Annotated in this window: 24 protein-coding genes; 13 read left to right on the top strand and 11 right to left on the bottom strand. The window is 55.4% G+C overall.

The features are described 5' to 3' along the window. Positions 1 to 88 precede the first annotated feature (88 nt). Positions 89 to 2,887 carry a bifunctional diguanylate cyclase/phosphodiesterase gene (locus BKP64_RS16430; protein ID WP_070972571.1) on the bottom strand — a complete coding sequence of 933 codons (2,799 nt, stop codon included), beginning with the start codon at positions 2,885 to 2,887 and terminating at the stop codon, positions 89 to 91. Between the two features lie 345 nt (positions 2,888 to 3,232). Here BKP64_RS16430 and BKP64_RS16425 point away from each other — a divergent pair, with 345 nt between their 5' ends. Both BKP64_RS16425 and BKP64_RS16420 read left to right on the top strand, forming a co-directional pair. Then, the gene (locus BKP64_RS16425) at positions 3,233 to 3,493 is read left to right on the top strand and encodes an acyl-CoA-binding protein (RefSeq protein WP_070972569.1); all 261 of its coding nucleotides are present in this window, start codon (positions 3,233 to 3,235) and stop codon (positions 3,491 to 3,493) included. A gap of 137 nt (positions 3,494 to 3,630) precedes the next feature. Continuing rightward, entirely contained in the window at positions 3,631 to 3,945 is a 315-nt protein-coding gene (locus tag BKP64_RS16420) for a site-specific integrase (protein WP_070972567.1), read from the top strand. On the opposite strand, the gene BKP64_RS16415 is transcribed toward BKP64_RS16420, so the two are convergent. Continuing rightward, the gene (locus BKP64_RS16415) at positions 3,942 to 4,415 is read right to left on the bottom strand and encodes a hypothetical protein (RefSeq protein WP_227515441.1); all 474 of its coding nucleotides are present in this window, start codon (positions 4,413 to 4,415) and stop codon (positions 3,942 to 3,944) included. The genes BKP64_RS16420 and BKP64_RS16415 overlap by 4 nt on opposite strands. 221 nt (positions 4,416 to 4,636) lie before the next feature. Here BKP64_RS16415 and greB point away from each other — a divergent pair, with 221 nt between their 5' ends. Both greB and BKP64_RS16405 read left to right on the top strand, forming a co-directional pair. Further along, positions 4,637 to 5,113, top strand: a complete 477-nt coding sequence (gene greB, locus BKP64_RS16410) for a transcription elongation factor GreB (protein ID WP_070973732.1) — start codon at positions 4,637 to 4,639, stop codon at positions 5,111 to 5,113. Between the two features lie 275 nt (positions 5,114 to 5,388). Next, positions 5,389 to 5,670 carry a hypothetical protein gene (locus tag BKP64_RS16405; RefSeq protein ID WP_070972565.1) on the top strand — a complete coding sequence of 94 codons (282 nt, stop codon included), beginning with the start codon at positions 5,389 to 5,391 and terminating at the stop codon, positions 5,668 to 5,670. 3 nt (positions 5,671 to 5,673) lie between these two features. Here the strand turns inward: BKP64_RS16405 and BKP64_RS16400 are convergent, their stop codons facing one another. The 8 genes from BKP64_RS16400 to ftsY all read right to left on the bottom strand — a co-directional run bounded on the left by BKP64_RS16400 (position 5,674) and on the right by ftsY (position 13,676). Then, positions 5,674 to 7,146, bottom strand: a complete 1,473-nt coding sequence (locus tag BKP64_RS16400; RefSeq protein ID WP_070972563.1) for a HAMP domain-containing sensor histidine kinase — start codon at positions 7,144 to 7,146, stop codon at positions 5,674 to 5,676. Next, a complete protein-coding gene (locus BKP64_RS16395) occupies positions 7,133 to 7,813 on the bottom strand; it encodes a winged helix-turn-helix domain-containing protein (protein WP_070972561.1) in 681 nt (226 codons plus the stop codon). Before BKP64_RS16395 ends, BKP64_RS16400 begins: the two co-directional genes overlap by 14 nt. A 115-nt stretch (positions 7,814 to 7,928) precedes the next feature. Then, positions 7,929 to 8,708 (bottom strand): hydroxypyruvate isomerase, encoded by a 780-nt coding sequence (gene hyi, locus BKP64_RS16390; RefSeq protein WP_070972559.1) that lies wholly within the window; start codon positions 8,706 to 8,708, stop codon positions 7,929 to 7,931. A 4-nt stretch (positions 8,709 to 8,712) separates the two neighbouring features. Further along, a complete protein-coding gene (locus tag BKP64_RS16385; protein ID WP_070972557.1) occupies positions 8,713 to 9,624 on the bottom strand; it encodes an NAD(P)-dependent oxidoreductase in 912 nt (303 codons plus the stop codon). A 131-nt stretch (positions 9,625 to 9,755) separates the two neighbouring features. Continuing rightward, entirely contained in the window at positions 9,756 to 10,616 is an 861-nt protein-coding gene (gene rpoH / locus BKP64_RS16380; RefSeq protein ID WP_070972555.1) for an RNA polymerase sigma factor RpoH, read from the bottom strand. A gap of 192 nt (positions 10,617 to 10,808) precedes the next feature. Then, the gene (gene ftsX / locus BKP64_RS16375) at positions 10,809 to 11,813 is read right to left on the bottom strand and encodes a permease-like cell division protein FtsX (protein WP_070972553.1); all 1,005 of its coding nucleotides are present in this window, start codon (positions 11,811 to 11,813) and stop codon (positions 10,809 to 10,811) included. Further along, positions 11,803 to 12,492, bottom strand: a complete 690-nt coding sequence (ftsE, locus tag BKP64_RS16370; protein ID WP_070972550.1) for a cell division ATP-binding protein FtsE — start codon at positions 12,490 to 12,492, stop codon at positions 11,803 to 11,805. The genes ftsX and ftsE overlap by 11 nt, the downstream gene beginning before the upstream one ends. A 32-nt stretch (positions 12,493 to 12,524) precedes the next feature. Continuing rightward, positions 12,525 to 13,676, bottom strand: a complete 1,152-nt coding sequence (gene ftsY / locus BKP64_RS16365; protein ID WP_070972548.1) for a signal recognition particle-docking protein FtsY — start codon at positions 13,674 to 13,676, stop codon at positions 12,525 to 12,527. Between the two features lie 161 nt (positions 13,677 to 13,837). Between ftsY and rsmD the strand changes: the two genes are divergently transcribed. Beyond that, positions 13,838 to 14,521: a 16S rRNA (guanine(966)-N(2))-methyltransferase RsmD gene (rsmD, locus tag BKP64_RS16360; RefSeq protein ID WP_070972546.1), complete on the top strand. Its 684-nt coding sequence runs from the start codon at positions 13,838 to 13,840 to the stop codon at positions 14,519 to 14,521. A gap of 57 nt (positions 14,522 to 14,578) precedes the next feature. Here rsmD and BKP64_RS16355 read toward each other — a convergent pair whose 3' ends face one another. After that, positions 14,579 to 15,757 (bottom strand): DesA family fatty acid desaturase, encoded by a 1,179-nt coding sequence (locus BKP64_RS16355; protein WP_070972543.1) that lies wholly within the window; start codon positions 15,755 to 15,757, stop codon positions 14,579 to 14,581. Positions 15,758 to 15,984: 227 nt separating this feature from the next. Here BKP64_RS16355 and mutM point away from each other — a divergent pair, with 227 nt between their 5' ends. From mutM to BKP64_RS16315, 8 genes are all read left to right on the top strand, one after another. After that, positions 15,985 to 16,797 (top strand): bifunctional DNA-formamidopyrimidine glycosylase/DNA-(apurinic or apyrimidinic site) lyase, encoded by an 813-nt coding sequence (mutM, locus tag BKP64_RS16350; RefSeq protein WP_070972541.1) that lies wholly within the window; start codon positions 15,985 to 15,987, stop codon positions 16,795 to 16,797. 171 nt (positions 16,798 to 16,968) lie between these two features. Beyond that, positions 16,969 to 17,301: a hypothetical protein gene (locus tag BKP64_RS16345; RefSeq protein WP_070972539.1), complete on the top strand. Its 333-nt coding sequence runs from the start codon at positions 16,969 to 16,971 to the stop codon at positions 17,299 to 17,301. Between the two features lie 82 nt (positions 17,302 to 17,383). Continuing rightward, positions 17,384 to 18,073, top strand: coding sequence for a GMP/IMP nucleotidase (gene yrfG / locus BKP64_RS16340; RefSeq protein WP_070972537.1), 690 nt, complete (start codon positions 17,384 to 17,386; stop codon positions 18,071 to 18,073). Positions 18,074 to 18,114: 41 nt separating this feature from the next. Continuing rightward, positions 18,115 to 18,522 carry a ribosome-associated heat shock protein Hsp15 gene (gene hslR / locus BKP64_RS16335; protein WP_070972534.1) on the top strand — a complete coding sequence of 136 codons (408 nt, stop codon included), beginning with the start codon at positions 18,115 to 18,117 and terminating at the stop codon, positions 18,520 to 18,522. A 79-nt stretch (positions 18,523 to 18,601) separates the two neighbouring features. Further along, positions 18,602 to 19,456, top strand: a complete 855-nt coding sequence (gene hslO, locus BKP64_RS16330; protein WP_070972532.1) for an Hsp33 family molecular chaperone HslO — start codon at positions 18,602 to 18,604, stop codon at positions 19,454 to 19,456. Positions 19,457 to 19,627: 171 nt separating this feature from the next. Continuing rightward, a complete protein-coding gene (locus tag BKP64_RS16325; RefSeq protein ID WP_070972530.1) occupies positions 19,628 to 21,160 on the top strand; it encodes a phosphoenolpyruvate carboxykinase in 1,533 nt (510 codons plus the stop codon). Positions 21,161 to 21,251: 91 nt separating this feature from the next. Beyond that, a complete protein-coding gene (locus BKP64_RS16320) occupies positions 21,252 to 21,530 on the top strand; it encodes a hypothetical protein (RefSeq protein ID WP_070972528.1) in 279 nt (92 codons plus the stop codon). Between the two features lie 42 nt (positions 21,531 to 21,572). Beyond that, the gene (locus BKP64_RS16315; RefSeq protein ID WP_070972526.1) at positions 21,573 to 22,607 is read left to right on the top strand and encodes a DUF2157 domain-containing protein; all 1,035 of its coding nucleotides are present in this window, start codon (positions 21,573 to 21,575) and stop codon (positions 22,605 to 22,607) included. Positions 22,608 to 22,628 lie beyond the last annotated feature (21 nt).

Below are 22,628 nucleotides of genomic sequence, written 5' to 3'. Positions count from 1 at the left end.
GATGGCCGGACGCTTACACTCGACCTGCACGCATAACAAGGCACATCCAGCGCCCGCGCCAGGGAAACTCTCTTCGCTCAGTTAGCTTTTATCGTTCCTGATATGCCAAAGGGCCCGGTTTGCCAAAATGAAACCCCTGAAAATAGTCCACATTTATAGCTCTAAGCACCTGCGCTATGTCTTCGCTGCTCACAAACTCAGCAATGACTTTTGATCCTATTTTGTGGGCAATGTCCACAATGCTTTCAGTGATCAATCGGCTTTTTTCATCGGAGAGAATCCTGGAGATTATCGAGCCATCAATCTTTACGTATTCCGGCTGCAGCTCAATGAGATATGAGAAATTGGAATAACCGCTGCCAAAGTCATCGATGGCAATTTGTGCGTTAAAGCTTCGAATCGATTCAACAAACCGTTTTACCCTGGAATAGTCCTGGATAGATTCAGTTTCAGTGATTTCAAAAATCAGGTTGGAACCGCCGTGCTCGGCCAGCTGACCGAGGATGAATTCAGACGTGCTGGTGTTTTCGATGTCTTCAGCAGAAAGATTCACGCTGACGGTGAAGTTCCGGGATGATGCCAGGCTAAAAGCATCAGCAACGACCTTTCGCGTAATCTCCGGGTAGTATTTTGACTTCTTCGCAAGGCCGAGAAACCGGAAGGGCGAAATAACCTCACCATCCCTGCCGATCATCCGTAACAGGGACTCGTGCTTGGCCGAACCTGAATCTCCAGACACACTCACGATGGGTTGGTAGTGGCTAACCATTCGACCATCCCTGAGTGCTTCCTTAATCTCATTGAGCCAATAAAAGTTCTCCGTATGATCGAAATCCTGTTCGCTGAGTTCAAAAACACTGTTTGGCGTATTTTCCTGTTTAACCCTCTGCAACGCCGTTTCAGCAAAGGTCAGTAGATTTTTCGACCCCCGCCCCACACCGAAGAAAAATTCGATATCGAAATGCTCGTTATTCACGGAAATCGGATTCGCCTGAAGCTCTCTGGCCAGGCCTTCCAGTATGATTTTGAACTCGCTGAATTCGATATCGCTGACTGGCATCAAGGCGAAATTGGCTCCATACAGCCGATAGACAATGATGCCCTGATCATGGCAACACCGTTCAAGTTCTGCCGCAAGTTCAATGAGAATACGATCGCCGATCGTGATGCCATAGTAATCGTTAAAGGACTTGAAGTTCCGTACGTCCATCAGTGCCAGCTGACTGGGCTGTTTGTTGGTGAGATCTTCGATAAGCCGGGCGCGACTGCGTAGGCCGGTAAGCTTGTCTGTGCGCTGTTGCGTCAGCAATTCCTGATTGAGGATGATATCCGTTATGTTGTTGCGGATACTGATGAACTCCAGAATATCGCCATTCTGGTCGATGATCGGAACGATGGTCGTGTCCACATAGTAATACCCGCCATTTTTCTTCCGGTTTTTGATCGTACCCTGCCAGACCTTTTTTTTGAGAATGGTTTGCCATAAATCCCTGAAAACCCTGGACGGCATGTCCGGATGGCGGAGCATACTGTGGCTTTTGCCGATTACTTCCTCAGCGGAGTAACCGCTGATGGATTCAAATAGGCGATTCACGTAGGTGATTTTGCCGCCCACATCGGTTTTGGTTACGATCGCTGTCTTGTCCAGAGCATGTTTGTATTGCTCCAGGAACTGCATAGACAGATTGAGTTCCCGCGCAGTGGTTTGAGCAAGGTGAGTCAAAGAACGTAGTGTGGAAACCTGGGGAATTGTGATTTCCTGATTGCTGGCAACATTGCGTTGGACTTCATTGTGTTCGGAGAGTGTTACCAACGTAGTGGTGATGTTCAGAAGGTGGCTTGCCTGTGCCGAGTAGAAATACTCTCCGTAGGTAAAGAATCCCGCATTGGGCCCCATGGTGCTAATTGCGCCGACCTCAGCCTTGATGACAGATTGCAGGAAAGACCTGCGCGCGGTGCAGGAATAGGTGTAGACCCCCTCTATCGGGTGTCTGCCGGAGAACGCTTCAAGAGTGCGCTTAACGCTATTGGTTATGGTACCTACGTCAGCAACGCCGAACTGAACAAGCTCGCCCTCCTCAAAGCTGCCAGCGAAGATCAACCCACCGTCTTCAGCCTCGCCAACGGGAGAACGGGCAATCAACTGCTTGCCAGCCATCTTGATCAACGGGAACTCCATAAGCGTCAGAGGGATATCCCGGGCTACTTCATCTCCCAGATAGTATTTGTACACCTCTGTCACCGGCTTGTGATTGAGCTCATAGAGCACATTACCAGTCGCTCGGGTAACCTCCATCTGGATGCCGATAGGAGCCCAGTCCAGAACATAGCTGTTATGAACCTGAAGAACATCGCTCCTCAGCAAAGCCAACACCATTCCGGAGTAATGAATATGGCCATCAATAATCACGAAGGTCCGTTCAAACCGGTTATTGTCTCCGGCGTTTCCACCAGCGAGGCAGATGTCCGGAGCAGACCCGGTAAAGCCCTTGATAAATTCTTCCGGGTTGGCGACGAGTCCGTTGCCAAAAGCAATGGCTAACCGAACGTCTGTCTCGTGATATGCCTCACCGAGTTGCTGACCAGCCAAGTAGCTTGATTCCGGTGAATAGACGAGCTCGACCCGGGTATCGTCGAACGCTGAAAAGCTGAGTAAAACCTCATTCTGAAGGTCTTGCCCTTCACAGATTTCACCGTTGGTGGAAGCGCCGATAACACGGAACCCAGGGACCAATCGTGGCAGTGACGCCAGCAAACGGCTCAACCTGCCCTCGTCCAGATCCCCGGAGAAAACCTGAAGCAGTCCATTCATTGAGGAAAGCGCACGTTCAGTTATGAACGCTGTCAACGAATCATCACTCTCAAACAGGTGATTGTAGATCTTCATTACTCTGCTTTCTGCCTATGCAATATTCGTTATTTTCGTGTTATTGCAACCTGACTTCACCTGACCGCTATCGAGTCTTTGACAGCGAAGGACTACGAGGATCAGCCTAAACTATATGTAATACTCCACCCTACGCATAAAGCCTTGTTTATTATAGGGGAATATACGCAACTGCAACATTTCCCCCATTCAATGAATCATCTTGTGACATTATATTTACATTATGGAACGTAGTCAGGAGAACGGCTTAAGCTGGAATATCATCAGAGATGACGACCGCCCACCCTGTGGCTATACTCCGCCCATCCCTGTCAGGACATAACACTTACCAAAAAGGAGATTGACATGAGTGACCTGAAGGCCAGATTCGACGAAGCCGTTAACTATATCCAGAACGCCGAAGGGGATTTCAAGCCGTCTAATGAGCTGAAACTGGAGTTTTACGCGCTCTACAAACAGGCCACCGAAGGCGACGTCTCCGGCAAGCGCCCAGGCATGATGGATTTTGTCGGCCGCGCGAAATACGACGCCTGGGAGAAAGCCAAAGGTATGTCCAGTGACGATGCCATGCAAAAGTACATCGATAAGCTGGAATCCCTGAAGTAATCCGCTCAAACAATTTTGATTGATCCCGGTCTCTAATGACCGGGATCAATCTTCCTCAGAAAAGTTTTGCGACGGTCAAACGGTTGTCATAAGATGCGCCCATTATAAGAACGACTCTTCTAACGGACGGATTGAAAATGGATATTACCGAGGCGCTGGAACAATCCCAGCCCGGCCTTGTGGGCCGTGTCAAGGAAGCCATCCGCAAGCATCAGCTGAACCACCGCGCTGAGCAAACCTACCTGCACTGGATCAGCCGCTTCGTGCTGTTTAATGATCTGAAGGACCCGGAAGCGCTGGCAAGCGAAGATCGTCAGCAGTTCCTGACCTATCTGAATGATCGCATTCGTGTTTCCAGGGCACGCCTGAATCAGGCCTCTCAGGCATTGGCGTTTTTCTATGAGGACGTGTTGGGGAAATCGACCCTGGGCGACCCTGCAGCGGCCGCTTAACGCTCTGTCATATTAACGTTTAGAGCGTCGTAGATACGGTTCTGGGGCGCGCGAATGACATAGTTGTTGCTGTGAGTCTGCCCCGGTACGGATTTAGGATTGCTGAACCGGATATCGACTGGAATCTCGGATCGCCCAAGGTCGGTGCGGCTATCGCCCGGCTGCAACGATAGCGGATCGAGGTAAAAGTCATCCTCCTTGCCGGGTGTTACGGGTACCCCTGCGGCCGGTGCAGCAAGCCCTCCCTCAATGACCGTGTTGGCCAGAACGTCCTCTTCAATCGAGCGAAGGGGGATATTGTCGATGGTCGACCGCTCCTGGTAACTGAAAGCACCGTCCTGGTTCTGCACAGTGGTTTCACTCTGGGCGGTCGCGATGGCGGAATACCCAATGGCCATGGCAAAGCCGGCAACCAAAGCCGAACGCCCCAAGAATCCCCTCGCCTTGCTCATCCCCGACAATTCATCCATAACTGAAATCCTGGCTAACTGATCCATTCGCCACAAGATATGACAATTTTTGATCAGTTTATCCACATTAATGCTGGCATGCTCATGCAGTCGACGATTCTGTGACGCTTTTCACTTGTCCTCATGGAGTTCCCGCAGTGGAAGCACTACCCCATGACAACGTTGTACTGAACGCGACCACCATAGATGATAGGCAAATTCCGGAAACTGGCTGTGAAAGTATGAAAACGAATCTTATTACCCGAGAAGGCTTTGACAAGCTTCAGGAAGAACTCGACTTTTTATGGCGCAAAGAGCGCCCCGAGGTAACCAAGAAGGTTAACTGGGCCGCCAGCCTTGGCGATCGCTCCGAGAACGCGGACTATCAGTACAACAAGAAGCGGCTCCGTGAGATTGATCGTAGGGTGAGGTACCTGAGGAAACGTCTTGAGGAAGTTCGCGTGGTTGATTACGCGCCAGTCCAGGAGGGAAAGATTTTCTTCGGTGCGTGGGTGGAGCTGATTGACGATGACAATGAAACGCTGACATTTCGCATTGTCGGTCCAGACGAAATCTACGAACGAAAAGATTACGTCTCTATTGATGCTCCCATAGCGCGGGCAAGCCTCAAGAAAGAGCCGGGAGACGAGGTTTATGTGAAAACACCGGTCAGTGAAAAAACCTGGTACGTGGAATCAGTCCGATACGATGCAACGTGAAGGGCCGGGTGCAATTCCGACATAAAAAAACCCCGCAATAAACGGGGTTAAGGCTAGCGCTGTGCTGGAGGGAGAAGCATGCGGCGGTTGCCGTTGTGCTTCTTTCTACAGTTTCCATTATGCACTTCCAGGATTACACCGTGGTGGCCGATGAATTACCTTTTTGACAGGCTTTTACAGAGCGAGGCCCTGGAATTAGGTTGCACACTCTAGTAGCCAGCGCTAGCGTTAGCGCATTAGATTTCTAACCGTTTTCCAGTCTCGGAGATTGCTAAATGAACACTCAAAAACTGTTGAACCTGGCCTTGGGCGGTCTCGATTCGCTGGGATTCAGGCTTGATCAGATGGGCATTACCGGCAAGGTTAACCGCCATAACATAGCGGCTTTCCTCATGGCTGAACAATGGCACCTTGAAGGTGAGTGGGACAGCATTCAGGCCAGGGTAGACCGTCGTCGCTCCCAGTTTGAGCACATTACCCATCTCGTGGAAAGCCGGGCAGATTCCGTTTTGGGCCCGGTGTTCAAGCGTGTAAACCGCTTCCGCACCGGCCAGTAAGAATCAGACACCGCTGGTTTCAGTCGGACTGCCGGTTTCCTCTCCGGCTGGGCCAGCAGCCGGTTCGGCCTTGATGCGTTTACGGGCGCCCGTGAACGCGGGCATGCGAATCGCGACAGTCAGGCCAGGCGAAGACTCCCCCGGATGGGTGTCGGAGAGTAAGATTCGACCCTTGTGGATCTCGGCTACCGCGCTGACCAGACTCAGGCCCAAGCCATTGCCTGGCAGAGAGCGGCTCTTGCCAACCCGGTAAAAACGCTGGAACACCTGGTCTTTTTCGTCATCGGGAATTCCGATACCACTGTCGCGTACTTCGAAGACCGCTTCGCTATCTTCTTTCCTCACCGATACCCCAATGACACCGTGCTCCGGCGTGTATTTGATCGCGTTATCGATCAGGTTACTGACCATCTGGAACAAAAGATCGCGATCGCCTTCAATCATCACTCCGCTTTCAAGCTCCTGCTGGAACTTCTGATCCTTGTCCTCCGCGAGGGCCTCGTACAGCTCACAGGCATCGGTCACCAGCTCATCCAGGGACACCGGTTTCATGTCTGCGGTATTGCCCCGGGTTTCCAGTCGCGCAATGCGCAACAGGGCATTGAAGGTGGCCAACAGCTGATCTGCTTCCGCGACAGCTCGTCCCGCCTGCTCGCGGGCCTCGTCGTTATCGACCGACATCAGGGTATTTTCCAGCTGGTTTCGCAGCCGGGTCAGTGGTGTTCTCAAGTCATGGGCAATGCTGTCGGAAACGTGACGAATCCCTTCCATCAGGTACACAATCCGGTCCAGCATCTGATTCAGGTTTTCTGCCAACTGATCAAAATCGTCGTCTGTTCCCCGGGTGGGGATTCGCAGGGACAGATGTCCGTTCATAATTCGGCGGGAGGTATTGTTGATAACCTCAATCCGGCGGGTCGTACTGCGGCTCATCAGAAAGCCACCCAGCAACGCAAGCGCCAGGGTAATCCCCATGCCCCAGTTGATTGCGGTCTCTATCACCCGTTTCAGGCTGGTCAGTTCGTCAACATCACGACCCACAAGCAGGCGCAACCCACCCTGGACTTCAAAGATTCTGGCGCGAGCCAGACGTTTTGGCCCCATCCAGCCTACCGAATCGTCGAGGGTGAAATTTATCCAGCCACTGTCGGAGCGTGCGCCCTCCGGCCAGGACTCAATATTGCCGGCAAGTTTCAGAAAATCGTCTGTCGTGAGCAGATAGATGGATTTGGCGTTCGGGTCACGGGCTACCCGCTCGCGGATGATGGTGATGAGGCCGTTCACCCCACGGCCACGGTACTGCTCCGCCAGACCGGCGATCTCAGCTTCAATGGTTTCGTCGGTCTGAGCGGTCATAAAACCCGCTGTACGCCAATAGATAAAGGCCAGCAACAAGAATACCGAGGTGGCAAACACCACCATGTACAGCAGGGCAAGCTGAAAGGACGAGGTCCTGAGCTGGCTAAGCAGTTTCACGTAACATGTACCCTGCACCCCGGATGGTCTGCAGCAGGGGTGTATCGAATTCCTTATCGATCTTCGCCCGCAGGCGACTGATGTGCACATCGATCACGTTGGTCTGGGGATCGAAGTGATAATCCCATACCTTCTCAAGCAGCATAGTCCGGGTAACCACCTGACCCGCGTTGCGCATCAGGTATTCCAGCAGCCGGAACTCACGGGGCTGAACATCGATGTTCTGACCGGCCCGCTTGACTGTGCGAGCCAGAAGGTCCATTTCCAGGTCCGCGACGCGCAGCACGGTCTCCGTTTCTGCAGCCTGTCGGTTACGACGGATCAACGACTCAATCCGCGCCAGCAGTTCCGTGAAGGAGAAAGGCTTGGTGAGATAATCATCACCGCCCCCTCTTAAACCTTCAACGCGGTCATCAACATCGCCCAGCGCACTCAGAATCAACACCGGCACCTGGTTGCCTGTCGCTCGCACCGTCTTGATGATGGACAAGCCGTCCATTCCCGGAAGCATGCGATCCACGATCATGATGTCGTAGTCTTCACTGGCCGCCATCATCATGCCTTCTTTTCCGTCGGCAGCGTGATCCACAACGAAATCGGATTCCTTCAGCCCTTTGACCAGGTAATTGGCTACGTCCTGATCGTCTTCGATTACCAGTGCTTTCACCGGCGTTCCTCCCGATAGCGGATTACATTAACGGCTTTCTTGATCACAAGGGTACGAAGAAGTAGCAAAGCCGGCCAGTTACGATCTTGTAAGAGGGTGTCGCCTATGGCGACGGTCAGCTCCAGCCATCAAACCACCCCAGGGTATCACTCGTTTCGGCCGAAGGCCGGTATTCTGCGCCTACCCAGCCTTCATACCCCATCCCGTCGATCGCCGCAAAAACATTCGAAAAGTTAATCTCTCCGGTCCCCGGCTCGTGACGGCCCGGATTATCGGCAAACTGGATATGGCCGATCCAGGGCAGCAGGCACTCCAGGGAGCGAATCAGGTCGCCTTCCATGATCTGCATGTGGTACAGATCGTACTGCAGCCGTATGTTGCTTCCGTCCAGCTCCTCAATCACCGACATGACTTTGCCGGACGTATCGAGCACAAAGCCCGGCATATCCACCCGGGAATTAATGGCTTCCAGGCACAAGGTTATACCCTCTGCCGCCAGCCGCTCCGCCGCATAATCCACGTTAGCCACCAGGGTTTGCCAGGCGGTATCCTCGTCCAGGGTCGCAGGCCTCAGGCCCGCCAGGCAATTGAGCTGCCTGCAGCCGAGGGCCCTGGCGTAGTCGAGCGCTTGATCAACCCCCGCACGAAACTCCTCCACCCGGTCTGGCAGGCAGGCAATACCCCGTTCGCCGGCATCCCAGTCTCCCGGAGGCAGATTGAATAACACCTGGGTAAGGTTGTTGTCATTGAGCAACCGGGCCAGGAGGTCGCTCGGATAGGCATAGGGGAAGAGATATTCCACACCCTCGAAGCCAGCAGCACGAGCGCGGGCGAACCGTTCTGTGAAATCAACCTCGGTGAACAGCATGGACAGATTAGCGGCAAAGCGGGGCATGGCATTATTCCTTCGGGCTACGACCAAGAGAGCCAAGAAGCGATCCGTTCAGATGCTCCAGCTCCAGCAACAGGCCACTGTGGTCAACGTCACTGTGGCCGTTGGCGACCAGCGACAGGTAGGCATTATGGGTCTGCTGAGCAAGCGGCAAGGTCAGACCCTCGGTTCGGGCTTCATCCAGAATCATCCGCATATCCTTCAGTTGAATACGGGCCGGTGCACCAGGGGCAAAATCCCGATCAATCATTCTCTGCCCATGCAACTCAAGGATACGGCTGCCGGCAAAACCACCCATCAGAGCCTCCCGAACCGCTGCCGGATCTGCGCCCCCCCTGGCTGCTAACAGCAGTGCCTCGGAAACCGCGCCAATAGTGATACCGACAATTGCCTGATTGGCAAGCTTGGCCAGCTGCCCGGCACCGACCGGGCCAATTCTCGTACAATTGCCCAGCACGTCGAAGACCGGCCCAGCCCGGGCAACGTCGTCTTCCGAGCCGCCAGCCATGATACTCAGTCTCGCCTCTTCTGCACCCACGGTGCCACCTGAAACGGGTGCGTCCACATAGCCGGCGCCCTTGCCGGCCAAAAGTCCCGCATGGCGCCGGGCTACCGATGGCTGAACAGAACTCATGTCGATCATCAATGCGCCCGGTTGCACGTCATCCAGAACGCCCTGACCCACCAGAACCTGCTCCACCACCTCACTGTTCTCCAGCATGGCAATAACTACATCCGCATCGCGAACCGCGTCGGCCGGAGAATCTGCAATGGTCGCTTCACCGGCAAAAGGGGAGCATTTGCTGGTCGTGCGGTTCCACAGTGTCATCGGAAAGCCTGCACTCAACAAATTTCGAGTCATGGGAGCGCCCATAAGGCCAATACCCAGGAAGGCGATATGCGGTCGTTCTGAAGTCATAACCGGGAGTCTCTTGTTGTCATCTGAAGTGTTGTTGGGTAGCGCCGATTATACAAACAAAAACGCCACCAGCCGGAACGGTGGTGGCGTTTTCAGGAGGCAGCTTTCTGGGCTGCTGGTCAGGGCCGGACTCAGGCAGCTTCCGCCATCTGATTCCGGATCTTCTTCATGGCGTTTTTCTCCAGCTGGCGAATCCGCTCTGCGGACACGCCATACCTGTCAGCCAGTTCGTGCAGCGTGGACTTGCTGCCCGAGAGCCAACGCTCACGTAGAATATCCTGACTGCGCTCATCCAGATTTCCAAGCGCCTCCATCAGGCGACCGTTGGAATCTTCAGTCCAGTCGGCGTTTTCCAGCTGAGTCGCCGGATCACTGCGGCGATCCTCCAGATAGTAAGCCGGAGCCTGATAGGCATTGTCGTCGTCATCATCCTGAGGACCATCAAACGCTGTATCATGGGAAGCCAGACGGCCTTCCATCTCGCGCACCACCCTCGGCTCCACACCGAGATCGGCGGCAACCGCGTTCAGTTCATCGTGACTCAACCAGGCCAGCTTCTTCTTCTGGCTCCGCAGATTGAAGAACAACTTACGCTGAGCCTTGGTGGTGGCCACTTTCACGATGCGCCAGTTGCGTAGAATGAACTCGTGAATCTCAGCCTTGATCCAATGAACCGCGAAGGACACCAAACGTACGCCGTATTCAGGATTGAACCGCTTGACCGCCTTCATCAGGCCTACGTTGCCTTCCTGGATCAGATCCGCCTGGGCCAGGCCATAACCCGAGTAACTGCGGGCAATATGAATGACAAAACGCAAATGAGAGAGCACCAGATGACGGGCCGCTTCCACATCCCCATCGTAATGGAGACGTTCTGCCAGTTCCCGCTCTTCATCCACGGTAAGCACCGAAATGCGACTCGCAGCCTGAATGTAGGACTCAAGATTGGCACCCGGAACCAGTCTGTCAACCAGTTGTAAACTCGTACCCATGCTTTAACCTCCGAACCTGACGGCCGTTAAATATATCAACTAAGTATTAGACCGCCAAGAACCCTAAAAGTTCCCGAAATTCCCAGTAAAACGTTATGAATCAACTGTCTGAGAAATTCACCCTGACTTTAACTAATCCCGAAGCTACTCTGAGAAGCCTGACTGTTCAATACGGTTTTCCCGCTATCCGGATCATCCTCCGGCGATTTCACCCGGCTCAATATCATCGAGATGTCGCTTCACCGCTACCCATGCGCCTAGCCAGCCTAGCAGCATGGCAATAATAATCAATGCGAATGCGCCATCGACACTGAGCCCACTCAGAGAAAAATCACTTCGGTACAACCCTGCCAACCGCTCAACAGGCCCACTCAGCCACCAAAGTGACAACTGCAGCAACAGCCACGCCACAATGCCACCCCCCAGACCAAACCAGGCCCCGGTGTAAAGAAATGGCCTCCGTACAAAGGCATCCGTGCCACCCACCAGTTTGGCCACCAGAATCTCGTCACGACGATTCTCAATCGCCAGCCGTACGGTATTACCGATAACCAATACGACGGCTGCGGCCAGCAGCAAAGAGAGCGCCCAAACGGCCCTCGCCAGCAGATCTGTCATCGCGTTTAGCCGCTGCAGCCAGCCCAGGTCCACTTGCACCCGCTCGATTCCGCCCATGGCCTGGACAAACCGCACGAGCCCCTCCACGCCTGCCTCGGTTCGAGCATTTTCTTGCGGTGTAATCAACAGGGTATGGGGCAGCGGGTTCTCTTCAAGGTAGTCCAGAGCGTCATCAAGACCAGAGGAGGCACGGAACTCAGCCAGCGCATCGTCCCGCTCTACCAGGTCAACCTCGGCAACACGGCCGTCAGCACCAATGTCACTTGCCAGGGCTCTTGCGTCTTCCAGAGGGGTATCCAGCCGAAGGTACGCTGTCAGACGGGCACTGCTCTCCCAGCCTGCGCTTACACCCTCAAGACTGCTCAGCAGCAACAACAGCGCCACCGGCAAAGCCAGCGCCACACCCATGACGGTCCACGTCATAAGACTGGCAATCGGCGTGCGCCAGAGACGCTGCGCACTGTCCCTGGCCACTTTGCGGTGATGGTTCAGGTAGCTCTCTGCCTGCTGCCCCCATGGCGAGCGCGACGTTTTCGCACCTCGCGCGGATTCAGGCTTGCGACGTGGGTCAGTGGCCACTCACACCTCCCACCAGCGGCTGTCCACCCGCGATGAGCCGACCCTGATCCAACGACAGGGTGCGACGTCCCATTTCATTAATCAGGGCAATATCGTGCGTGGCAATCAGCACGGTAACGCCCACCTGGCTGAATTGACCAAACAGATTCATGATATCTGCCGACAGCTCCGGATCCAGGTTACCGGTGGGCTCATCCGCCAACAACACGGGGGGCTTGTTGACCACCGCACGGGCAATGCCCACCCTTTGCTGCTCCCCACCGGAGAGCTGCATGGGATTCATTTTTTCCTTGCTGAGCAGCCCTACCTTATCGAGGGCCGCACGCACACGGCGCCCGGCATCACGCGGCGAGGCTCCCATCACCTCAAGAGGCATGGCCACGTTATCGTAAACCGTTCGATCAAACAGCAGCTGGTGATTCTGGAACACCACGCCAATGTGGCGCCGTATGTAGGGAATCTGTCGACGGGGCAAGCTGTTCAGCACCTGGCCACCAACAATGACCTCGCCGGCACTGGGCCGTTCCATCACCATAATGAGTTTCAGCAGCGTACTCTTGCCCGCACCGGAGTGCCCCGTCAAAAACGCCAGTTCGCCCCGGTCCAGAGTGAAATTCACCTGGCGCAGGGCGGTATGATCACTGTCATATCGCTTGGTGACTTGGCGAAACTCAATCATGGGCAGCTACAAGCTCCGATACAGCCGGTTTATCAGTCAAAAAGCGCATCCACAAAGGTTTCAGCATCGAAGCTGCGCAAATCATCTACCTGCTCGCCGACACCGATATAGCGAATAGGAAGCTGCAACTGGCGGGCGATGGCAAACACAATACCGCCTTTCGCGGTACCGTCCAGTTTCGTGAGAGTAATACCGCTCACACCCACCGCTTGCTGAAATACCTGAGCCTGACTCAGGGCGTTCTGTCCGGTACCGGCATCCAGGACCAGCATTACCTCATGGGGCGCGGTGTCATCCAGCTTCTTCATCACCCGCACAACCTTCTCAAGTTCGCTCATCAGGTTGTCTTTGTTTTGCAGGCGGCCAGCGGTATCGGCAATAACGACATCCACACCACGAGATTTGCCCGACTGAATGGCATCAAAGATCACCGAAGCGCTGTCCGCGCCCGTGTGCTGAGCTACCACGGGGACATTGTTTCGCTCACCCCAGACCTGAAGCTGCTCAACGGCGGCCGCACGGAAGGTGTCGCCCGCTGCCAGCATCACCGATTTGCCCTCATCCTGGAATTTCTTCGTGAGCTTACCAATGGTGGTTGTCTTTCCAACGCCGTTCACACCCACCATCAGAATCACATAAGGTTTCTTGTCAGAATCTATACTCAGCGGTTTGGTAACGTCCTTCAACAGTCCATGCAGCTCGCTCCGGAGCGCGTTACGCAGGGCTTCACCGTCTTTCAGCTGATTACGCTCGAGCTTCTCCGTCAGCGAATCGATGATTTCAGACGTGGCGGTCACACCAACATCCGCCATGAGCAGTGTGGTTTCGATTTCCTCCAGCAGCTCTTCATCAATCTTTTTGCCGACTGAAAACAGGTCTGCCAGGCCACCGGTCAGGCTGGCGCGGGTCTTCCCCAGCCCCTGTTTGACCCGCTCGAAGACACTGAGCTGGGACTCCGGTTCCGGTACTTTTTCGGGTTCCGGTGACGGGGCGGGGGGCGCCTCAGGCTCCGAAGGCGCTTCTTTCTCGGCTGGCTCGGCGGGTTTCGGGCCTTTCGCAACCTCCGGCTTGCGCTGGGGAACCGGTTTCGGTCGCGGCGCGCGGCTACGATTGCCAGCAATATCCAGAACAAATATAAGGACAAGAAAGGCCAGGAGGCCGATTGAAATCCACTCTGCCATCATAAAGTCATACCGTCAGTCTGAATGGGCGGGATAAAGAAAGCCGACATTCTAGCAGACTGTCCCGGTGAAGTGAGGGCGACATTCATTATCATGCGCGGCCCGGTTTCCGCTAACATGCTGACCGAAAACACCGAACCGAACACGCTTCCGGAGCTGGATACATGGCACGCAAAAAACCTGCCGGGCGGACCCCGAAAAACAAGTCTTCCCGCGCAACCGGGCCGGCGCCCTCCCGTGGCGAAAACAGCATGGGCGAGCTACGCATTATTGGGGGTGACTGGCGCAGCAGGAAGCTCCGTTTTCCCAGTGCCGGTGGCGTGAGACCCACCCCGGCCCGCACCCGCGAAACCCTGTTCAACTGGCTCTCTTTTCACGTGGAAGGCAGTGATTGTCTGGACCTGTTTGCCGGCTCCGGCGCCCTTGGCCTGGAGGCACTGTCCAGAGGTGCAGGCAACGTGACCCTGGTTGACCACACGCCGGCGCTGGCGCAGGCACTGAGGGCGAACCTCCAATTGCTCAAATCGGACAAAGGCGACGTCGTCTGCGCCGGAGTAGACGCCTATCTCAACCACCGCACCCGCGCACCTTTCGATATCGTGTTTATGGACCCCCCTTTTCGACAGGGATGGCTCGAACGGCTTTTCAGGGCGCTGGATGAGCAAGGATGGGTCAAGCCCCGGGGCTGGGTCTATGTGGAGCATGAAAGCGAGCTAGCCACTCCGGTTGCGCCAGCCAGCTGGCAATTACACCGGCAGAAAACAGCCGGACAGGTAACCTACTGCCTGTTCCGTCTCCAGGCCGAGGAACAGGACAACAGCCTCCCGGAATTGCCTGATAGTGAATAGGCGCCCATAAAAAAACCCGCAGCAGCGGGTTTTTCATATCTGGCTCCGGGAAAGCGATCAGGCCGCCGGGCGCAGTGAGTAGGCTCGCAAATGTGCCGCGAACTCCTCAAGGTAACGGATACCACTGGCCTCTGCCTCTTTGCACCAGTCCATCAATGCATTCAGTTTATCCTGAGGTTTCAGCCCACGCTGACGCCATAGCGCCTGCAATTCATGACTCTTGTCGTAGATCTGACGCAGAATCGCATTGCGCTCCAGAACCGCCTCAATCGTCTCTTTTTCCTTCGGCTGAATCAGTGAAACCTCACGGGACAACAATTGCTTCAGCTTCCGGTAACGAGGGCGAATCTCGTCATCCATCAGAGCTTTTTGCTGTTGCAGTACCGGCTCCATTACCCGCTTACGGTATTGGCGCATGATGTCGAACCGGTTATTGGCAATCGCCTGAACCGTGTCCACATCAACGTCCTGCTTACCCGGCACAAAGTGAGCAATCGGGCGGAAGCCCTTGGGCTTGGCCAGACCAAACAGCTGAAACAGACGAATGTAGCCCCAACCAATATCCACTTCGTACCAGCGACGGGAAAGCTTCGACGAGTTCGGGTAAGTGTGGTGGTTGTTGTGCAGTTCTTCGCCACCGATCAGGATGCCCAGCGGCGAGATGTTGCGAGCGTTATCCGCACACTCGAAGTTGCGGTAACCGAACCAGTGGCCAATACCGTTAACAACACCGGCGGCCCATACCGGGATCCACATCATCTGAAGCGCCCAGATCCAGATCCCGTGAACACCGAACAGCGCCAGATTGATGACCGCCATAAGGCCAATGCCCAGCATTTTATAACGGCTGTAGACGTTGCGCTCGACCCAGTCTTCCGGGGTACGCTGACCATAACGCTCAAGGGTTTCCGGCGTGGCGGCCGTCGCGTATAGCTCGGCGCCTTCCAGGAGTACCTTTTTGATGCCAAGCACAACCGGGCTGTGGGGGTCTTCCTCAGTCTCGCACTTGGCGTGATGCTTACGGTGGATCGCCGTCCACTCCTTCGTATTCTGACCGGTAGTCAACCACAGCCAGAGCCGGAAAAAGTGCTTCAACACAGGATGCAAATCCAGTGAGTTGTGAGCCGAGTGGCGGTGAAGATAAAGCGTTACACTGACAATGGTGATGTGGGTCATACCCAGAGCAACCAGGATCAGCTGCATCACCGACAGGTCAAGAAGACCGTTAAACCACATAAGAATTCCTCAAATCAATTCAGCGGTTTGCAGCCATTCGAAAAACAAGACAACAGGGTTTCTACGACTTTCGAAGGGTGAACAAACCATCACCACCACTTTAGCGTACAGCTGTGAGCTACAACAACCGCATTTGGACGCAATTTTGTTACTGATTACACTTATTCGCTCTCTCACCGACCCAATATGGCTACAATCAGCACATCCGTTGCTGCTCCGGAGCCCCAGTGCCTGAACTACCAGAAGTCGAAACGACCCGCCGGGGCATAGCCCCCCATTGCCAGGGCCAACACATCACTCGCGTGACGGTTCGCAACGGACGCCTTCGCTGGCCGGTGCCGGACGACCTTGCCGCAAGACTGGAGGGTCAGATCATCAAATCCGTAGACCGGCGGGCAAAGTACCTGTTCCTGCACCTGGAAGGCGGCGCTGTCATTGTCCACCTTGGCATGTCCGGCAGTTTGCGCGTCATTACCGACGACACTCCGCCGCTCACTCACGACCACATCGAACTGGAGTTGCAGTCAGGCGTCATTCTGCGCTTCAACGATCCGCGCCGGTTCGGTTGCTGGCTCTGGGCCGACTCACCGGAATCTCACCCGCTCATTGCCAGCCTCGGTCCGGAGCCGCTGTCGGCGGACTTCAATGGTCCAATGCTGTTCCGGCTGTCGCGCAGTAAACAAAGCCCGGTGAAATCTTTCATTATGGACAACCATATTGTCGTAGGCGTGGGGAATATCTACGCCAACGAAGCGCTGTTCAAGGCCGGCATTCACCCCAAACGGAAAGCCGGCCGCATCAGCCTCGACCGCTATCACAGGCTTGCTGAAGCCATTGCTGAAACCCTGAGTGCGGCCATTCTGATGGGCGGCACCACCCTCAGGGATTTCGTGAACAGTGACGGCAAGCCGGGCTACTTTGCCCAGTCCCTGCTGGTCTACGGGCGCGCCGGCGAACCCTGCAAGGAATGCGGCACTGCTCTTAAAGAGATCCGCATGAATAACCGCTCAACGGTCTACTGCCCCAGGTGCCAGCGATAAAGCTTTACGGGAATGCACCTTTTGAAACGAAAAACCGTTTGAAAATGCGCAAATATGATTCATAGTTAACAGCAGAATCATGCACTTCGTTTACAATGGGACGGCATAATTGGTCGCCTAAACAGCCGCGACCGAGAAAATAAAGGGCCGACCAGCTCAGGAGACAGTACGATGACCCGCAAGATTTCCCGCACACTGATGGCCACGCTCGCAGCGTGTCTGCTGGCATTCTCGTCCATCGGGCACGCAAAGACCGTTGAGGAAAGTCCCTCAGCACTGGCGATGACCGGTGATGCCATTTTCGCACGCCCGGTGCTGCTGGCAACAACCATCATTGGCAGCGCAGTGTACCTCGTGTCTCTGCCTTTCTCGCTGCTTGGCGGCAATGCTGATGAAGCGGGCGAAGTTCTGGTGATGGGCCCGGCCCGAGCCACGTTCGTCCGCTGTCTTGGCTGCACCCGAACCGGCCGCAAGCCTGAAACGGTTGACCGCACAGGCGACTGACGCCGCCTGATCCGTACTATCCCGGCTTGCCAAGGCCGGATATCTCCGGCAGCCTGAGGGAAATTCTTCAGGCTGTTTTTGTATGGTGGACTGGTCTTCCCTTGAGACGGTGTTCCTGGATATGGATGGAACCCTGCTCGACTTGCATTTTGACAACCATTTCTGGCTCGAGCACCTGCCCCTTCGCTACGCTGAGCACTTTGACCTTCATCCTCAGGAAGCCAAAGACCGGCTGATCCCGATGATCATGGCCGAGCGTGGTTCCCTGAACTGGTACTGTACCGACTACTGGAGCGACCGCCTGGCCCTGGATATCACCGGGCTGAAATCGGAAGTAGGCGACCGCATCGGCTACCGCCCCCATGTCACTGATTTTCTGGACGCCCTGCATGGATCCGGGCTCCGATCGGTCATTGTCACCAACTGCCATCCGGACCCGCTTGAGCTCAAACTCAAGCTTACCGGACTGGCTGATCGCGTTGATGCCATAATCTCCAGCCACCAGCTGGGCAAGGCCAAGGAAGAACCCGGGTTCTGGCAGGACCTTCAGCAACTTTCCCCCTATCAGGCTGACTCTACCCTGATGGTGGATGACAGCTTTCCTGTCCTGGAAAGTGCCCGCAAGGCCGGCATCGCCCAGTGTCTGGCGATACTGGCGCCAGACAGCCAGCAAGAGTCCAGACGACATCACCCTGAAATCCCCGGCATCCACCACTTCGACGAGATTCTGCCCGCTCTTCGTCAATGTCAGTCTCTGACATCCGGGCGATGAGCGGGTTATAATTGGCACATACGCTCATCAGGTGAGGAGACATGACGGCATCTACCGCTGACGATCAACGGGTAAGACTCGACAAATGGCTCTGGGCCGCGCGGTTTTACAAGACCCGGGCACTGGCCAAAGAGGCGATAGAAGGTGGCAAGGTCCACTACAACAGCCAGCGCTGCAAACCCGGCCGAGTTGTCGAGACTGGCGCCAGGCTGACATTGCGCCTGGGTTGGCAGGAGAAGGTCATCATCGTCGATGACATCAGCGACCGCCGTCGTGGTGCACCGGACGCGCAGAAGCTTTACCACGAAACCGAAGACAGCGTAAAAAAAAGGGAAGATCTGGCCTGGCAACGCAAAACGATGCAGGCCGCCCAGCTGCCGCCGGCGCGACGCCCATCCAAGAAAGACCGGCGCGACATTCAGCGTTTTCGCGAACAGAACAACATCTGAACCTTTTCAGGACGCCCTGCCGGCCATCGCAGGGCCCCGCCGAACCCAACTCAGCAAACAGATTTTCAGGAGATTTACCATGGCATCCCGTGACCAGTTCCAGCGATTCATCTTTGAGGACAGCCAGGTACGGGGAGCCTGGGTCCAGCTGGGAGAAAGCTACCAGGAAATCGGCGGCCAGGCACCCTACCCCGATTCCGTGCGGAGCCTGCTCGGCGAAGCCCTGGTGGCGAGCGTGCTGATGAGCAGCACACTGAAATTCGAAGGGACTCTGTCACTTCAGGCTCAGGGTGAAGGCTCCCTGAGCACGCTTATGGCCGAATGCAGCCATGACCGCTACATTCGCGGACTGGCAAGGTTCGATGAACACGCCGTGAGCGAGGAGAACTTCCACAACATGCTGGGCGAAGGCAGGATGGCCATTACCATCACCCCAAACCGGGGCAATCGCTACCAGGGCGTGGTGCCCCGTGAGCAGGAAACGCTCGCGGGCTGTCTGGAAGAGTATTTTGAGCGATCAGAGCAGATCCCCACCAGTCTTTTCCTGTTTGCCGACGAGAACAGCGCCGCCGGCTTACTGCTCCAGCGACTGCCCGGCGCTACCGAAGAAGACGATGATCTGTGGGGCCGGGTCAATCACCTGGCTCGTACCATCGAGGCTTCAGAGCTGCTGGAACTGGAGAGCGAAACCCTTCTGCATCGTCTGTTCCATGAGGAGACTGTCCGCCTGTTTGACCCGGAAACCGTTGCGTTTCGCTGCAGCTGCTCACGGGAACGAACACTGGGCGCCCTGGAAGCAATCGGGCAGGATGAATGCTACAGCATCCTGGATGAACAGGGGTCCATCGAAATGGATTGCCAGTTCTGTCACGCACACTATCGCTTCGATAGAAATGATATTGATCATCTTTTCACCGGTCATACGTTACACTAAAGGCATTATGGATTAGCCTTGAAGCCAGTCATGACGCGGCTTTCGGGGCAGTCGTTTTTTACCGGCGTCTCTGGCATAATAGCGCGCCTGAATTGACCCGATTGCTCAGATTTCCGTCAACTGTTGGGGCGGCCTGCGCAATCACGAAGACATCCCGAGGGCGAGGTCGAAGTGAGCAACACTTATAATGATCTGAGTACAGCACGACTGGTCGAGCTGGCACTGGCACGAAATGAGGGCCAGCTGGCTTCCAACGGTTCACTGGTTGTGAAAACCGGTGACCGGACAGGCCGGTCTCCGATGGACCGATTCATCGTCGAAGAGCCGAGTACCGCTGACGACATCCACTGGGGTCCAATCAATCGCCCGTTCGATGCCGAAAAGTTCGACGCTCTGTGGGAGCGCGTTGAGGCTTACATCGCCGAAAAAGACCAGTTCGTCTCTCACGTTCACGTCGGTTCTGATCCCGAGCACTACCTGCCGGTCAAAATGACCACGGAAACGGCGTGGCAGAACCTGTTCGGTCGCAATCTGTTCATTCGCCCGGACAGTTTCAACCCGGCTGACAAACAGGAATGGCAGATCCTGAACGCCGCCAACTTTGAGTGTGATCCTGAACGTGATGGCACCAACAGCGACGGCTGCGTCATGATCAACTTCGCCAAACGCAAAGTTCTTCTGGCTGGCATGCATTACGCCGGCGAAATGAAGAAGGCCATGTTCTCGGTACAGAACTTCCTGTTGCCTGAGAAAGACGTGCTGCCCATGCACTGTTCCGCCAATGTTGGTGAAGATGGCCAGACTACTCTGTTCTTTGGCCTGTCCGGTACGGGCAAAACCACCCTTTCTGCGGACCCGCATCGCTACCTGATCGGTGACGACGAGCACGGCTGGGGTCCGGGCACGGTCTTCAACATCGAGGGTGGCTGCTACGCCAAGTGCATTGACCTCTCCCAGAAGAACGAACCGATTATCTGGAATGCCATCCGCTTCGGTGCAATCGTTGAGAACGTCGCCATCGACCCGGAGACTCGGGAGCCTGATTACACCGACGTGTCTCTCACCGAGAACTCCCGCTGTGCCTATCCACTTGAGCATGTCGAGAAACGGGTTATCGAAAATCGCGCCGGCGAGCCCTCTCACATCGTGTTCCTGACCTGTGATATGACCGGCGTCTTGCCCCCGGTGTCCATCCTCTCCAAGGAAGCGGCGGCGTACCATTTCCTGAGTGGCTACACCGCACTGGTGGGTTCCACGGAAATGGGTTCTTCCTCGAAACTGAAATCCACGTTTTCTACCTGCTTTGGCGCGCCCTTCTTCCCGCGTCCGGCGGGTGTTTACGCGGAATTGCTGATGAAACGGATGGATGAATTCGGCAGCAAGGTATTCCTCGTGAACACCGGCTGGACCGGCGGCCCCTATGGTGAAGGCAGTCGCTTCAGCATCCCGACCACCCGCGCCATCATCGCTGGCATCCAGAACGGTGATCTGGATGATGCTGAAACCGAGCACCTTGATGCCCTGAACCTGGATGTGCCCAAGCATGTACCAGGCGTGGAAACCAAGCTGCTCAACCCGCGTAATACCTGGGTCAGCCCGGAGTACTACGATGGCAAGGCGGAAGAATTGATTTCCCAGTTCGTTGAGAATTTCAAGAAGTTCGACGTATCTGACGCGATTGTAGAGGCTGGCCCGAAGCTTTAAGCCCGGGAAGTCTCCGCCATGAGAAAGCGCCCTGCGAAAGCACGGCGCTTTTTTTGTATGATGAGCAAATCACAACCTGGGATAAGTTGTCATGAAACAGTTACTGAGAAAGCTTTTCGGGCCGATCCTCAAGCCTCTGGAAGCAGGGGAAGTCGGCGCCAATTACAAACCATCTCACCGAGCCATCCTGAATGCGGTGGGCGTGTTATGCCTGATCCTGGCCTCTGTCTCTTTCTTCTTACTCATTTTTACCGGTGAGCTGGGCGCACTTATTCCCGTGTTTGCCTTTTTCAGCATTGGAGGAGTGTCACTGATCGTAGGAACACTGGGTTCGGATGTAGCTGTATCAAAGATGTGGGGCAACCGGTAGTTTTACCGGCTAAAACGGACCATCTCAAACCAGGGACGTAAAATGGAACTGAAGCGCAGCCTCCTGAAAGAAGCCGCAGACAAGCACCTGATCACCAACGATCAGGCAGACCAACTCTGGGATTTTCTCGCGGAACATCGGCAGGATACGCCCGGCTTCCGCTTTACACACATCCTTTACTACCTCGGCGGGCTGATCGCTATTGGCGCCATGACCCTGTTCATGACCCTTGGCTGGGAGAGCTTTGGAGGATGGGGGCTGCTCCTGATTGCCCTCGTGTACGCTGCCGCCGGGCTTTGGCTTACCGAGTTTTTCCTCCACCGCCGGGCCCTGCCGATTCCCGCCGGTATCACCGCTGCCTTTGTGGTGGCGCTGACACCCTTGGCCATTTACGGGTTGCAGGTTGGTATGGGCTGGTGGTCGGGCGGTTTCGAGTACCGCGATTATCACCGGTACATTGACTGGAGCTGGCTATTCATGGAACTGGCCACTCTGGCGACGGGCGCTGCCATGCTTTGGCGGTATCGCCTGCCCTTCCTCGTTATGCCTGTGGCTGTAACCCTCTGGTACATGAGTATGGATCTCGCGCCTTTTATCGCGGGTGAAGACTACTTCTCATGGGAACTGCGCAAGCTGGTGTCGCTGTGGTTCGGTTTACTGATCGCCCTGTTCGCATTCTGGGTGGATATTCGCAACCGCAGTGACCGGGATTTTGCGTTCTGGTTGTATCTTTTTGGCGTGGTTGCTTTCTGGGGAGGCTTATCTCTGATGAGCTCAGACAGCGAATGGAACAAGTTCCTTTACGGCTGCATCAACCTGGTGATGATCCTGATTGGCGCGGTCCTCTCGCGCCGGGTATTTGTGGTATTCGGAGGCTTCGGCGTCGCGGGCTACCTGGGCCATCTGGCCTATGAAGTGTTTGAGGACAGCCTCCTGTTCCCGTTTGCGCTGACGTTCATTGGTTTGGCTATCATTTGGCTAGGGATTCTCTGGCAACGCCACGAAGAGAGGATCGCTGCCAGGCTGAGAGGCTTTCTGCCGACGGCAATGAGGGATCTGATCCTACGCCGGCATTAACCGGCGCAGGACACTTACGGC

The organism is Marinobacter salinus, from assembly GCF_001854125.1.
Classification (GTDB): domain Bacteria; phylum Pseudomonadota; class Gammaproteobacteria; order Pseudomonadales; family Oleiphilaceae; genus Marinobacter; species Marinobacter salinus.
The sequence above is the reverse complement of the archived record's forward strand: the minus strand, read 5'-3'. Positions and strand labels throughout refer to the sequence as shown.

What these genes read in the sequence shown, in the direction of transcription:
- hslO (WP_070972532.1), top strand. Translation starts at nt 18,602, where the DNA reads ATGGCATCCCGTGACCAGTTCCAGCGATTCATCTTTGAGGACAGCCAG.
- hyi (WP_070972559.1), bottom strand. Translation starts at nt 8,708, where the DNA reads ATGCCCCGCTTTGCCGCTAATCTGTCCATGCTGTTCACCGAGGTTGAT.
- BKP64_RS16345 (WP_070972539.1), top strand. Translation starts at nt 16,969, where the DNA reads ATGACCCGCAAGATTTCCCGCACACTGATGGCCACGCTCGCAGCGTGT.
- BKP64_RS16415 (WP_227515441.1), bottom strand. Translation starts at nt 4,415, where the DNA reads ATGGATGAATTGTCGGGGATGAGCAAGGCGAGGGGATTCTTGGGGCGT.
- yrfG (WP_070972537.1), top strand. Translation starts at nt 17,384, where the DNA reads ATGGTGGACTGGTCTTCCCTTGAGACGGTGTTCCTGGATATGGATGGA.
- BKP64_RS16315 (WP_070972526.1), top strand. Translation starts at nt 21,573, where the DNA reads ATGGAACTGAAGCGCAGCCTCCTGAAAGAAGCCGCAGACAAGCACCTG.
- BKP64_RS16320 (WP_070972528.1), top strand. Translation starts at nt 21,252, where the DNA reads ATGAAACAGTTACTGAGAAAGCTTTTCGGGCCGATCCTCAAGCCTCTG.
- rsmD (WP_070972546.1), top strand. Translation starts at nt 13,838, where the DNA reads ATGGCACGCAAAAAACCTGCCGGGCGGACCCCGAAAAACAAGTCTTCC.
- hslR (WP_070972534.1), top strand. Translation starts at nt 18,115, where the DNA reads ATGACGGCATCTACCGCTGACGATCAACGGGTAAGACTCGACAAATGG.
- rpoH (WP_070972555.1), bottom strand. Translation starts at nt 10,616, where the DNA reads ATGGGTACGAGTTTACAACTGGTTGACAGACTGGTTCCGGGTGCCAAT.
- BKP64_RS16425 (WP_070972569.1), top strand. Translation starts at nt 3,233, where the DNA reads ATGAGTGACCTGAAGGCCAGATTCGACGAAGCCGTTAACTATATCCAG.
- BKP64_RS16420 (WP_070972567.1), top strand. Translation starts at nt 3,631, where the DNA reads ATGGATATTACCGAGGCGCTGGAACAATCCCAGCCCGGCCTTGTGGGC.
- BKP64_RS16355 (WP_070972543.1), bottom strand. Translation starts at nt 15,757, where the DNA reads ATGTGGTTTAACGGTCTTCTTGACCTGTCGGTGATGCAGCTGATCCTG.
- ftsY (WP_070972548.1), bottom strand. Translation starts at nt 13,676, where the DNA reads ATGATGGCAGAGTGGATTTCAATCGGCCTCCTGGCCTTTCTTGTCCTT.
- BKP64_RS16430 (WP_070972571.1), bottom strand. Translation starts at nt 2,887, where the DNA reads ATGAAGATCTACAATCACCTGTTTGAGAGTGATGATTCGTTGACAGCG.
- BKP64_RS16385 (WP_070972557.1), bottom strand. Translation starts at nt 9,624, where the DNA reads ATGACTTCAGAACGACCGCATATCGCCTTCCTGGGTATTGGCCTTATG.
- greB (WP_070973732.1), top strand. Translation starts at nt 4,637, where the DNA reads ATGAAAACGAATCTTATTACCCGAGAAGGCTTTGACAAGCTTCAGGAA.
- ftsE (WP_070972550.1), bottom strand. Translation starts at nt 12,492, where the DNA reads ATGATTGAGTTTCGCCAAGTCACCAAGCGATATGACAGTGATCATACC.
- BKP64_RS16405 (WP_070972565.1), top strand. Translation starts at nt 5,389, where the DNA reads ATGAACACTCAAAAACTGTTGAACCTGGCCTTGGGCGGTCTCGATTCG.